Source organism: Mesorhizobium sp. M2A.F.Ca.ET.037.01.1.1, assembly GCF_003998075.1.
Lineage (GTDB): Bacteria > Pseudomonadota > Alphaproteobacteria > Rhizobiales > Rhizobiaceae > Mesorhizobium.
On the sequence record NZ_RZSA01000065.1, the window covers coordinates 1 to 12,377 of the forward strand.

14 protein-coding genes are annotated in these 12,377 nt (G+C 64.9%); 12 read left to right on the forward strand and 2 right to left on the reverse strand.

The window, feature by feature from the left end; translation table 11 throughout:
- The 4 genes from EOA27_RS05720 to recO form a co-directional block, all read left to right on the forward strand.
- The coding region (locus tag EOA27_RS05720; protein ID WP_245491035.1) for a putative dsRNA-binding protein at window positions 1-134 on the forward strand (134 nt) is incomplete at its 5' end.
- The gene (gene era / locus EOA27_RS05725; RefSeq protein ID WP_189342667.1) at window positions 119-1,051 is read left to right on the forward strand and encodes a GTPase Era; all 933 of its coding nucleotides are present in this window, start codon (window positions 119-121) and stop codon (window positions 1,049-1,051) included. The genes EOA27_RS05720 and era, both read left to right, overlap by 16 nt.
- A 36-nt stretch (window positions 1,052-1,087) precedes the next feature.
- Window positions 1,088-1,981: an aminoglycoside phosphotransferase family protein gene (locus EOA27_RS05730; RefSeq protein WP_126078311.1), complete on the forward strand. Its 894-nt coding sequence runs from the start codon at window positions 1,088-1,090 to the stop codon at window positions 1,979-1,981.
- Window positions 1,982-2,066: 85 nt separating this feature from the next.
- On the forward strand, window positions 2,067-2,825 hold the full coding sequence (gene recO / locus EOA27_RS05735) for a DNA repair protein RecO (RefSeq protein WP_126078310.1): 759 nt from the start codon (window positions 2,067-2,069) through the stop codon (window positions 2,823-2,825).
- A gap of 11 nt (window positions 2,826-2,836) precedes the next feature.
- Here the strand turns inward: recO and EOA27_RS05740 are convergent, their stop codons facing one another.
- On the reverse strand, window positions 2,837-3,301 hold the full coding sequence (locus tag EOA27_RS05740; RefSeq protein ID WP_127255718.1) for an NUDIX domain-containing protein: 465 nt from the start codon (window positions 3,299-3,301) through the stop codon (window positions 2,837-2,839).
- A gap of 262 nt (window positions 3,302-3,563) precedes the next feature.
- On the opposite strand from EOA27_RS05740, the gene EOA27_RS41970 reads away from it, so the two are divergent.
- The 8 genes from EOA27_RS41970 to EOA27_RS05775 all read left to right on the forward strand — a co-directional run bounded on the left by EOA27_RS41970 (window position 3,564) and on the right by EOA27_RS05775 (window position 11,733).
- The gene (locus EOA27_RS41970; RefSeq protein WP_245491037.1) at window positions 3,564-4,052 is read left to right on the forward strand and encodes a hypothetical protein; all 489 of its coding nucleotides are present in this window, start codon (window positions 3,564-3,566) and stop codon (window positions 4,050-4,052) included.
- A complete protein-coding gene (locus EOA27_RS05745; RefSeq protein WP_245491036.1) occupies window positions 4,052-6,379 on the forward strand; it encodes a DUF2339 domain-containing protein in 2,328 nt (775 codons plus the stop codon). Before EOA27_RS41970 ends, EOA27_RS05745 begins: the two co-directional genes overlap by 1 nt.
- Window positions 6,380-6,509: 130 nt before the next feature.
- A complete protein-coding gene (locus EOA27_RS05750) occupies window positions 6,510-7,028 on the forward strand; it encodes an RNA polymerase sigma factor (RefSeq protein ID WP_126078307.1) in 519 nt (172 codons plus the stop codon).
- The gene (locus EOA27_RS05755) at window positions 7,025-7,819 is read left to right on the forward strand and encodes an anti-sigma factor (protein WP_126078306.1); all 795 of its coding nucleotides are present in this window, start codon (window positions 7,025-7,027) and stop codon (window positions 7,817-7,819) included. Before EOA27_RS05750 ends, EOA27_RS05755 begins: the two co-directional genes overlap by 4 nt.
- Window positions 7,820-8,026: 207 nt before the next feature.
- Window positions 8,027-9,124, forward strand: a complete 1,098-nt coding sequence (locus EOA27_RS05760) for a GNAT family N-acetyltransferase/peptidase C39 family protein (RefSeq protein ID WP_126078305.1) — start codon at window positions 8,027-8,029, stop codon at window positions 9,122-9,124.
- Window positions 9,125-9,127: 3 nt separating this feature from the next.
- Window positions 9,128-10,591 carry a RimK family protein gene (locus EOA27_RS05765; protein ID WP_126078304.1) on the forward strand — a complete coding sequence of 488 codons (1,464 nt, stop codon included), beginning with the start codon at window positions 9,128-9,130 and terminating at the stop codon, window positions 10,589-10,591.
- A 123-nt stretch (window positions 10,592-10,714) separates the two neighbouring features.
- Window positions 10,715-10,987: a DUF3303 family protein gene (locus EOA27_RS05770; protein ID WP_126078303.1), complete on the forward strand. Its 273-nt coding sequence runs from the start codon at window positions 10,715-10,717 to the stop codon at window positions 10,985-10,987.
- A 110-nt stretch (window positions 10,988-11,097) separates the two neighbouring features.
- Window positions 11,098-11,733: a hypothetical protein gene (locus tag EOA27_RS05775; protein WP_126078302.1), complete on the forward strand. Its 636-nt coding sequence runs from the start codon at window positions 11,098-11,100 to the stop codon at window positions 11,731-11,733.
- Here EOA27_RS05775 and EOA27_RS05780 read toward each other — a convergent pair.
- The coding region (locus tag EOA27_RS05780; protein ID WP_127255720.1) for a LysR substrate-binding domain-containing protein at window positions 11,718-12,377 on the reverse strand (660 nt) is incomplete at its 5' end. The two genes, EOA27_RS05775 and EOA27_RS05780, sit on opposite strands and share 16 nt — an antisense overlap.

The following is a 12,377-nucleotide window of genomic DNA, read 5'->3' on the forward strand; positions in this document are numbered from 1 at the left end:
ACCCGCTGTTCACCGTCAGCGTCAAGGTCGGCTCATTTGCTCCGGCGACCGGCAGCGGCCGCTCCAAGCGCGAGGCGGAGCAGGCCGCCGCGGCTACTCTTTTGCTGCGCGAAGGCGTATGGAGCGCGGCATGACAGAAAATGAAACCCCTGAAGTTCCCCCGACGCGCTCCGGCTTCGTCGCGCTGATCGGCGCGCCCAACGCCGGCAAGTCGACGCTGGTCAACCAGCTGGTCGGCGCCAAGGTGTCGATCGTCACCCATAAGGTGCAGACCACCCGCGCCATCGTGCGCGGCATCGCCACGCATGACAACGCGCAGATCGTGTTCGTCGATACGCCCGGCATCTTCAAGCCGAAGCGGCGGCTGGACACCGCGATGGTGACCACCGCCTGGGGCGGCGCCAAGGATGCCGATGTCGTAGTGCTTCTGATCGACGCCGAGCGCGGCATCAAGGGCGATGCAGACGCCATCCTCGACCGGCTGAAGGACGTCCGCCAGCCGATGCTGCTCGTCCTCAACAAGGTCGACCGCGTCAAGCCAGAGACGCTTCTCGCGCTGGCCGCGACCGCGAACGAGCGCGTGCCGTTCAAGCGCACCTTCATGGTCTCAGCGCTCACCGGCTCCGGCTGCAAGGACCTGCTCGACTATCTCGCCGAGACGTTGCCCGCTGGCCCTTGGTATTACCCGGAAGACCAGATTTCCGACCTGCCGATGCGCCAGCTTGCGGCGGAAATCACCCGCGAAAAGCTTTATCTGCGGCTGCACCAGGAGCTTCCCTATTCCTCGCATATCGAGACCGAGAAATGGGAAGAGAAGAAGGACGGCTCGGTGCGCATCGAGCAGGTCATCTATGTCGAGCGCGACAGCCAGAAGAAGATCGTGCTCGGCCACAAGGGCGAAACGATCCGCGCCATCGGCCAGGCCGCGCGCACCGAGATCGCCGAAATCCTGGAGCAGAAGGTGCACCTCTTTCTGTTCGTGAAGGTGCGCGAAAACTGGGGCGACGATCCCGAGCGCTACCGCGAGATGGGACTGGAGTTTCCCCATTGATGCTTGTCGCTTAGAAGGTCCGTAAGGGTCTGCGACATGCATAATCCAAAGATCACGATCGATACCGGTCTCGTGCGACGGCTGGTCGACACGCAGTTTCCGCGATGGCGGGGCCTGCCGGTCAGCCCGGTCGCTTTCGGCGGCTGGGACAACCGCACTTTTCATCTTGGTGACGAGATGACGGTCCGACTGCCGAGCGCGGCCGCCTATTCGCTGCAGGTCGAGAAGGAGCAGCGCTGGCTACCGAAACTGGCACCCCTCCTGCCACTGCCGATTCCGACGCCGCTGGCCGTGGGCGGACCGGCCGAAGGCTACCCCTGGCATTGGTCGATCTATCGCTGGATCGAGGGCGAGACGGCTAAGAGCGGCCGCATCGCCGATCTCAACGTCTTCGCCGTTTCGCTCGCCGATTTCCTTGTCGCATTGAGGGGCATCGATCCGACCGACGGGCCTGCACCCGACGAGCACAATTTCCACCGCGGCGGGCCGCTGACCGTCTATGACGGCGAGGCGAGGCAGGCCATCGCCGCGCTTGAACGGCGGATCGACGCCCAAGCCGCCACGACCGTCTGGGAAGCCGCACTTGCCGCCACCTGGTCTGGCTCTCCGGTCTGGTTTCATGGCGATGTCGCCTCGGGCAATCTTCTGGTCGAGGACGGCCGCCTGAACGCCGTCATCGACTTCGGCACGTCCGGCGTCGGCGACCCATCCTGCGACCTGGCGATCGCGTGGACCTTCTTCGAAGGCGAAAGCCGGGAGGCCTTCCGCGCCCGCATCGCCGCCGACGACGCTACCTGGGCGCGCGGCCGCGGCTGGGCGCTGTGGAAGGCGCTGATCACCGTCGCCGGCCACGACGCCAACCAGGCCGAGGCGGAAAGGCAGCGCCACGTGATCGACGAGGTGCTTGCCGATCATTGCCGTTGGGCCTGACACGGGATCAGAGGATGTCAGCACAGATCGAGCCCGGCGTGTCGAAACCTTGATTTCGCCGCGCAACGGGTGAAAAGCTCGATCCATGGAATGGCGCGACGAGGGAATCGTTCTCGGCACCCGCAGGCATGGCGAAACCAGCGCCATCCTCGAGGTGATGACGCGCACCCATGGCCGCCATCTTGGCCTTGTGCGGGGAGGGCGCTCGCGCAAGCAGCAGCCGGTGCTGCAGCCCGGCAATCGCGTCGACCTTCTGTGGCGGGCGCGGCTCGACGAGCATCTCGGCGTCTTCCAGGCCGAGGCGATCGAGATGAACGCGGCGCGGTTGATGGACAGCGCGGTTGCCGTCTATGGCCTGCAGACCATGGCCGCGCATCTGAGGCTCCTGCCCGAGCGCGACGCCCATGGCGGTCTCTACGAGGCGCTTGCCGTGATGATCTCCCATCTTGGCGACGCCGACGCGGCGGGCGAGCTGGTGGCGCGCTTCGAGCTGCTCATCCTCGATGAACTGGGCTTCGGCCTCGATCTCAGCCAATGCGCGGCGACCGGCACAAGACAGGATCTCGCTTATGTCTCGCCGAAGTCCGGACGCGCCGTGTCGCGCGAAGCGGGTGCGGCCTGGCACGACAAGATGCTGGCACTGCCAGCCTTTCTGCAGCGCGGCTCCGGCCTGCGCGCCGACGCGGCAGCACTGGAAGACGCCTTCCGGCTGAGCGGCTTCTTCTTCGCCCGCCATGTTTACGAGCCGCGCGGCCTCGAGCCGCCCGACGCCCGCGCCGGCTTCCTCGCCGCGCTACGCCGGCATCATGCGGCGGTGAAGGCGGGTGTGGGCGAGGCAGGATAGCGGGCAGACGCCTAGTCGGCGCCGCGCCGTTCCAGGAAATCGTCGAGCATGGAGCGCTGGCCTTTCAGGATCTTGACGCCGGCTTCGGCCGGCGAAAACCAGCCGGCCCGATCCACTTCGGGGAACGCCTTCATCTTTCCCGATTTTGGCGGCCACTCCAGGGTGAACATGTTGCTCTTGATGGCGTTAGTGTCGACATCGGCCTCGACGCTCCATGCCCCCACGATCTTGCCGCCCGGCTGCCTGTAGCTGCCGAGCGGCTGGAAGTCGCCGTCGATGGCGACGCCGAGCTCCTCCTCGACTTCCCGTTTGGCGGCTTCGAGCTCATCCTCATTGTCGCCGATCAGTCCCTTCGGTATCGACCACGCGCCTTCATCCTTGCGCGCCCAGAACGGACCGCCTGGATGGACGAGCAGAAATTCGAACACACCGCCTGTGTGTCTGTGGATCAGCAGCCCGGCACTTCGCTGCGGCATCGGTCACCTCACGGCATTCCTTTGATCGCGCGAGACTAGCACGAGTACTTCGGGGCAGAGGTCACGCAATCTCGCCTGCAATACCGACAGCCTCGGCGGCCCGCCATTGGATAACCAGGCAAGTTGCTGGCAATCGGCCGCGAAACATGCTCGATCTTGTTAGCCGGCCCGATCTTGTTGATTGGCAAGACGCTGATTTGGGTCAGTCGTGTCACCGCCGCATTTGTTGACCACGACTGGTCTGGTTTTGAGGGAAACCACCATGTTTTTCAGCCTGATCGCCATTGCCGCCGTCATAGCTCTTTTCGTCATCGTGTCACGACAGCAGAACCGCATCGCGCTGGTCGAGCGCGAGCTCGGCATCCTCCGAGGCCTGGTTCAGTCGGGAGCTTCGCTGTCCGCGCCCAAGGCGGACATCGCGCAGGAAGGTCTTCCCGAGGAGGCCAAGGCAGTTGCGGCGCCTGTCGCGCCGTTGGCCGACGGCACGACCGTTGCCGAGGAGCTCGTCGCAAAGCCCGAGGCCGCCGAAGGCGAGGCCGTGGCCGGACCCTGGACGAAGGCCCGGCCGGCCACGGCGCAATCCGCCGAGCCATCCGAACCGAAGCAATCTCAACCCGTGGCCGAAGCGCCGGCCACCGGGTCGGCCGTATCGCCAAGGCGGCGCGCCAGACGGATGTCGAGACGGCGCTGGGCACGCGCTGGGCGGTCTGGGTCGGCGGCATCGCGCTGGCGCTGGGTGGCCTGTTCCTGATTCGCTACACCATCGAGGCCGGCATCTTCGGTCCCGGCGTGCGTCTCACCATGGCCGGCATCCTCGGCCTGGCGCTGATTGCCGGCGCTGAATTCATCCGCCGCACCGGCTTCAGGGTGCCGGTGCAGGGCGCCGCCAGCGCCTATATCCCCGCGATACTGACCGGCGCCGGCGCCTTCATCCTGTTCGGCACGGTCTACGCGGCGCATGGCATCTATGGCTTCATCGGGCCGGCGACCGCCTTTGCGCTGCTTGGCGTCATCGGCGTCGCCACCATTGGCGCCTCGTTAGTGCATGGTCTGGCGCTGGCCGGCATCGGCCTCGTCGGCGCCATGGTCACGCCGGCGTTGGTGGCATCGCAGGCGCCCAATCCCTGGGCCTTGTTCGTCTATCTGGCGATCGTGCTTGCGGCGAGCGCGGCAACCGCCCGCATCCGCGACTGGAAGGCGCTTATGGCGGCCGCTTTCGCCGGCACGGGCATCTGGACCATCCTCTACATGGTCGACGCGCCGGACGTGAACCTTGCGGCCGTGCTGTTCATCAGCCTCGCCACGCTGGCGGTGCTTGCCTTCGTCTGGCTCGCCCCGTTCTTGACCACTGGCCGCGACGAAGCGGCCCGTGGCTTCGACTGGCCATCGATCGTGCCCGGCTTCTTCATCGCCCTAAGCGCGCTGGGCCTGTCCGTCGATCCGGCTTTTGCCAGCGCCGGCGATGCATTGCACGGCGCCGTCCTGCTGGCCGCGCTGGTCGCGGTGGCGCTCTACCGGCCGCGCGCGCTTCCGCTGGTCTTTGCCGCCGGCATCGCCACCGTGCTGATCTATCTCGGCATCATCCCGCCCGCCACCATCGGCGCCGATGCGCTCGATGTCGGGCTGGACGCCCAGCCCTTGGCGTCGTCCGACACGCTGACGTTCCGCATCGGCATCGCGCTTGCCCTGATCTTCCTCGCCGCCGGCTTCTGGGCGGCGCGCCGCCTCGCCGCCACCGCTGCGACACGCGCGGCTTGCTGGGCAGCCTGGGGCGTCATTGCCCCGCTGGTGGTGCTGGCCGCCCTGTGGCTGACCTTCGGCGATATCGACCGCGACCTCGGCTATGCGCTGCCGGCGCTGCTGCTGATGCTCGTCTTTGCTGCCGGCGGCGAATGGATCGCGCGCGCCGAGCCGCCGCCGCTCGCCGGCGGCCCGGCGGTGTCGTTCGCGTTGGGCGGCGCCGGCGTTGCCGGCCTGCTGATGCTGCACATGGCATTTGGCTCGGCCTGGACGACCGTGCTGATTGGCGCCGCCGCCATTCTGCCGGCGCTGGCCACGCGCTGGCGCTCTTACCCTGTGCTCGGCTGGATCGCGGTGGGTGCGGCGGTCGCCATGCTCGGCCGCGTCGCCTTCGATCCGACCATCGTCGGCGCGGCGTTTCTGTCGAGGACACCGGTCTTCAACTGGCTGCTGCCGGGCTATGGCGTGCCGGCGATCGCCTTCGGCTTCGCCGCCTGGCAGCTCGCCCGCACCACCAGCGGCCGGCCGCGCCTTGCCATGGAGGCGGCCTCGGCGCTGTTCGCGCTGCTCACCATCGCCATGCTGGTGCGCCACGCGATGCATGGCGGCGTTATCGACACCGGTGCGGTGACCCTCGCCGAGCAGGCGATCTACACGCTCATCGCGCTCGGCGCCGGCGCCATACTGGTCGCCATCGACATGCGCTCGCCGAGCTCGGTTCTGCGCTATGGCTCGATTGCCGCCGGCGTGATCTCGGCGGGCCTCATCGCCATTCAGCATTTCGTGGTGCTGAACCCGCTGCTGACGGATGAGTCGACCGGCACGATCCCGGTCTTCAACCTTCTGTTCCTCGCTTATCTGCTGCCGGCCATCGCCGCCGCCGCCGTCGCGCTGGCGCTCTATGTCCGCGACAAGCGCCCGCGATGGTATGCGGCGATGCTGGCCTTGATCGCCGCGCTGCTTGCCTTCGCCTATGCCACGCTTTCGGTGCGCCGCCTGTTCAAGGGCGAGTTCATCGCCTTGTGGAGCGGGCTTGGCCAGCTCGAGACCTACACCTATTCGGCGCTGTGGCTGGTCATCGGCGTGGCGCTGCTCACCGCCGGCGTCTGGCTGAAATCGCAGGTGCTGCGCATCGCCTCCGCGGTGCTGATCGCGGTCGCGGTGGTGAAGGTCTTCCTCTTCGACATGTCGGAGCTGGAAGGTGTGCTGCGCGCGCTCTCCTTCATCGGCCTTGGTGCGGTGCTGATCGGCATCGGGCTGTTCTACCAGCGGCTGCTGACGAGGGCGGCGCGGGATAAGCCTGAAAACTTGCAGGAACAAGTGGATAGCCGGGAATAAACCGGCCCGCGCCCGCGTTATTCACGTGCTTGGGTAATCGCAGCGGTTCGGCCGCTTCGCGCTGACTGCTTGCACCGCGTCGGGAAGGCGCGTTCTATCGGGATGGAAGGCGACCACGAAACAAGCGGTCATGGACGACAAGAAGGCAGCGATCCTGAGCGAAATACCGCGGTTGCGGCGCTATGCGCGCTCGTTGCTGCGCGACCGCGATTCCGCCGACGACCTTGTCCAGGACTGCCTGGAGCGGGCGCTTGTGCGGCTCGACAACTGGCAGACTGGAGAAAGCCCCCGGAGGTGGCTGTTTACGATCATGCATCACTTGTTCATCGACCAGATGCGCAAGGTCAACCGGCGCGGCGAGGCGGCGATGCTGCCTCTCGAAGCCGGTGAGGCCCAAGCCGCGCCCGCCGAGCAGGTCGAGACCATCGCCTCGCGCGAGATCATGGATGCCCTGCAGGCGATCAGCCCCGATCGCCGCGCGGCGTTGGTGATGGTCGCCATCGAGGGCTTTTCCTATGCCGAGGCCGCCAACATCCTTGGCGTGCCGGCCGGCACGCTGATGTCGCGCATCGCGCGTGGCCGCGAGGAACTGCGGGGATTGCTCGACGACACATCGCGCCGCCGCTCGATAAGGATCGTCGAGAAATGACCCGCCGCGATTTTTCCGAACGCGATATCCATATGGCCCTCGACGGCGAGCTGCCGGGCGAGGAGCGCATGGCTTACGATGCCTGGCTCGAGGCCAATCCCGAGATGAAGGCGAAGTCCGCGCGCTACATTGCCGACCGCGCCGCCATGCGCTCCGCCTTCGCGGGCGTGATGGACGAGCCGGTGCCGGCGAGGCTGCGGCAGGTCGTGCTTGGCGAGGCGCCTGCAAAAGCATCGGCCTGGCGCTCGCGCTGGTGGCTGTCGGCTGCCGCTGCCGTGATGCTAGCGGTCGGCGGGCTCGGCGGCTATGTCGCCGGCGTCGACAGCATCGCCCGTGGCGGCGAAGGCGACGACCAGCTCGCCGAGCAGGCAATCGCCGCCCATGTTACCTACGCTGCCGAGAAGCGCCACGCCGTCGAAGTCCCGGCGAGCGACAAGGACCATCTCCAGACCTGGCTGTCGAACCGCGTCGGGCTGAAGCTGGTCGCGCCCGATCTTGCGGCCGAGGGCTTCCAGCTGGTCGGCGGCCGGCTGCTGCCGGCTGGTGAGCAAGGCAAGGCGGCAATGCTGCTCTACGAGGATGCCAAGGGCGAGCGCATCTCGCTCTACGTCACCGCCGACTCGTCGGAGACATCGAAGGGCACCTACGCGGCCGAGACGGGCGGACCGGAAGCAGTCTATTGGCTCGACAAGGGCTACGCCTGCGCGGTCGTCGGCTCGTTGCCGCCGGAGCGCCTGTCGGACGTCGCAAAGAGCGCCTATGGCCAGCTCGTGGCCGGCATATCGAGCTGAACCGGCTGCGTTTTTCGGCGGCCGGCAGTCGCTTGAAGAGCAATTCTGTTCAAACGATCGAGCCTTTGCTGCCGCCGCGGAAACTGTCACAATTCGGCCCTAATCAAGGAGCGATAGCGCTTGATGAATACTGGCGCTTCGGCCAGTATTCGCGACGCATCCACCGGGGCCGTTTCTTAAACCTAATCGAGGTTCTCCCAAGCCCGCATGCCTGCCGAGATCCGCAAGGCCCGCGCGTCAGACGTCGATGACCTCGCCGCCATCGAGAAGGCTGTTTTTCCGGGCGACAGGCTCTCGCGCCGCTCCTTCCGCCAGTTCATCGAACGCGAAACCGCCGAGATGCTGGTGGCCGAGAACGAGGGCCGGGTCGCCGGTTATGCGGTGGTGCTGTTTCGCAAGGGCAGCGGCGTCGCGCGGCTCTATTCCATCGCTGTCGGTCCCTTTTTCGGCCGGCTCGGTATCGGCCGGCTCCTGCTCGCGGCCGCAGAAGAGGCGGCCTTCGAGCACGACCGGCTGTTGCTGCGCCTCGAAGTGCGCGAGGACAATGATCGCGCCATCCGCATCTATGAGCAGGCCGGCTATCGGAAACTGGGCCGCGAGCCCGACTATTACGAGGATGGCGCGACCGCGCTGCGCTATGAAAAGACGCTGCGCGGCGACACGCCCACGGCAACCAAAGTGCCGTTCTACCAGCAGACCTGCGAGTTCACCTGCGGCCCTTGCTGCCTGATGATGGCGATGGCGAATTTCCACCGGGGCTTCGTGCCCGATCCGGTCATGGAAATCCGCCTGTGGCGCGAGGCGACCACGGTCTTCATGATGTCGGGTCCGGGCGGCTGCGAGCCTTTCGGCCTGGCCGTCGCCGGCTATGAGAGCGGGCTTGCCGCCGAGATATTCGTCTCCTTCTACGGCGCGCTGTTCCTGCAGTCGGTGAGGAGCGAGGACAAGCGCCGCGTGATGGAGCTCGCCCAGGTCGATTTCCGCCGCCGCGCCGAACTCTACGGCATCCCCGTCAACTACCGTCCGTTCAGCATCGGCGATATCCGCCAAGCTCTCGCCGACGGCAAGCTGGTGCTGGTGCTGGTCAGCGGATTCCTTATGTTCGGCAAGAAGGTGCCGCATTGGGTGCTGGCCATCGGCGACGATGGCGACCATATCCTGATCCACGACCCATGGGTCGAGGATGAAAGGCAGGAAACCATACTCGATGCCGCGAACATTCCAGTGCCCTACGACATCTTCATGAATATGGCGCAGTTCGGCCGCGACGGCCTGCGCGCCGCCATCACTCTGGGAAAACGCTGAACAATGACCTGGGTAATCCTCACGGGCAGGCAGAACGATCTCGATCAGGTGGCCACACCCCACAAGATCATCACCAACCGCGACTATCTCGCGCATCCGGCGCTGTTCCGCGGCCAGCGGCCGAAAGTGATCAACCTGTCGAACAATTACGGCTATCAGAGCCGCGGCTACTACGCTTCGCTGCTGGCCGGTTCGCGCGGCCATAGGGTGATCCCAACCGTCGAGACGATGATCGACCTGTCCGAGCGCAAGCTCTACGAGCACGCGCTGCCGGAACTCGAGCTTGCCTTGAACAAATGCCGCAAGGACCTCGGCGGGATTTTTCCGGCGAAGGTCGCGATCTTCTTCGGCATCGGCCCGTCGAAAGTCTGGGACCGTTTCGCCAAGCTGTTGTTCGACTGGTTCCGCGCGCCGGCGCTGGAGGTGCACATCAAGGACAGCGCCGAATGGGCCTCGATCCGCAAGATCGGCTTCCTGCCGCTCGCCCGCATGACCGAAGACGAGGAAGAGCTCTTCCTGCAATGCCTGGAGACCTATACCAACCGCGAATGGCGCGACACCAAGGGCCGCACGCCGGCGCGCTATACTTTTGCGACGCTGGTCGACCCGCATGAGGAATTGCCGCCGTCGGAGATTTCCTCATTGCGCTATTGGGCGCGGATCGCCGAGAAGATGGGCGTCGAAGTCGAGCCGATCACCAGGAAGGACCTCGCCAAGCTCGCAAATTACGACGCGCTGTTCATCCGCGAGACCACGTCGATCTCCAACCACACCTACCGCTTCGCGCGCCGCGCCCAGCAGGAAGGCATGCCGGTGATCGACGACCCGCTGTCGATGATCCGCTGCACCAACAAGGTCTATCTCAACGAGCTGATGACCTACAACAAGGTGCCGGTGCCGCCGACGGTGATGATCGCCGGCACCTCCGACTCCGAAGTGGCGGCGCAGACGCTTGGCTTCCCGCTGGTGCTGAAGATACCGGATTCGTCCTTCTCGCGCGGCGTCAAGAAATGCGAGAACATGGCGGAGCTCACCAAGCTCGCGACGGAGTGGCTGGAAGATTCCGATCTCCTGATCGCGCAGAAATTCATCCCGACCGAATATGACTGGCGCGTCGGCGTGCTCGGCGGCCAGCCGCTGTTTGCCGTGCATTACCTGATGGCAAAGAAGCACTGGCAGATCGTCAACCACAAGGCCAGCGGCAAGCCCGACCAGGGCGGCATCAAGACCTTTACACTGAAGCAGACGCCGCCGCATGTCGTCGAGACGGCTGTGCGGGCGGCAAAATGCATAGGCGACGGCCTCTACGGCGTCGACCTCAAGGAGACCACGGACGGGGTCTTCGTCATCGAGGTCAACGACAATCCCAATCTCGATCATGGCTGGGAGGATTCCGGCGAGAAGGACGAGCTCTGGGTGCGGCTGACGCAGTGGTTCCTGGAACGTCTGGAGCGGCCGGAGAAGTAGGGGCGGGGGAACAGGAACTGAGGAACTGAGGAATTGAAGAACTGGAGAATTGAAGAATTGGGCATCACCTCCTCGCTTCCCTCGGTTTCATCAGTACTGAATCATTCGAACTGAGGGAAAAGTATGCTGTTCTTCGTGATCGAGGATTTTCACGGTTCGGACCGCAAGGAAATCTACCGCCGTTTCCGCGACAAGGGCCGGCTGAAGCCGGATGAACTCGTGGTGCATCACAGCTGGATCGCGAGTGACATGAGCCGCTGCTTCATGCTGGTCGAAGCCGATGACGCGACGGTGCTGCAGCGCTGGGTCATCGAATGGGCGGATCTCGTGGAGTTCGAGATCGTTCCCGTAGCCAGCAGCAAGGACATGGTGGTTGCGCTGGCCGGGCATCTCTGAGCAACGATCCCGGCAGCCGTTTGCTCAATTTGCGTGGAACCGTCTAACTGCGTCTTAAGCCCGATTTGCTATCCCGCCTGTATTGTGGATTGCCTCAAGGCTCTCAGAAGATGATCAGGCTGTTTCAATCAGGTAATTGCGGCCAAATACTCTACATTTTCCTTCTTGTGTTTTTGATCGGATTTGATTTTGCCAAGGACCCGATCGAGCATTTTCTGGTCGGGGCAAAAGAAGGTGTTCAGAAGCAAATCTATGCGGCTGACGGCAACAATATAGCCCGTACTCAGAGGTCCTTTGTCGAGGAACTGAGAGTCCCGGATTATGGGATGCACGATGCTCCGAAATCCGCCGAGGAGCATGCCTCCGGCATCGTCGCCCAGGCGATCGCCATGGAGGCAAAAAGCTCCGCCATCGGGACGATTTACATCTCGATGCTTGCGGCGATGGGCTTTGCCACCCTCGTTGCGATCATTTGGATGGTGTTTGCTCGCGTGCGCGACATTGGCTGGCCTGCCGCCGTGGGGTTCGGCATTCTTGCTCCGAAGCTCGCGATCTCGGTTCTTCCCGGCAGTCTTCCGCCACTGACCTTCGACATTCTGCAATACGGTTTCATCGCCGCCATAATAGTGCTTGGGCTCGTGCCGGGTGGATTTGCCGACGGACCGCGTGCCCAGCCGGTTCGACAGGCAGCCGTAGCCGAGCCGGCGCGTCGCGCCGCAGGCCAATTCGGTCAAAGACGACGCTGAGCAGCAACGCCCAGCGCCGGCGATCCGACGGCGCGCCGGCATTCCTCGACCAGCCATTCCCGGAACGCCGCAACGGCATCGCGCCTCGCGCTGCGTTCGGGGATCGTCAGGCAATAGGGCTGGCGCAGTTCCAAGGACTGCGCGGCGGCCCGCACCAGTTTGCCATCCTCCAGCGCTTGCGCGCAATAGATGCCTTGCGCCAGCGCCACGCCCAGCCCTGAAATGGCGAGATCGAGTGCTGCACGCGAGGAGTTGGCCGAAAGGCCGCGCTGCGCCGCACGGCCGGGCTCGCTTCCCGACGCCTCGAACCAGTTGCGCCAGGATGGAAAGGACGCGCCGGTCGGTCCCCAATCGGTGTGGATCAGCGGCAGGCCAGCAAGGTTTTCGCTATTGGTTGAGGCCAGTGTCGGTGCGCAAACGGGATAGACGGCATCCCTGGCGATTTCCTCGGTCGGATGCTCCCGATAATGAGGACCGTAAGAGAGCCGGATGTCGACCAATTCATGATCGAAGGGCACCGGATCGTCGTCGCCTCTTAGCGATATATCGGCGGCGCCATGGGATGCGGCGAAGCCGGCGAGCCGCTCGGAAAGCCAGCCCATCGCCATGGAAGGCGGCACTGAGATCACGAGCCTCGGCCGGAA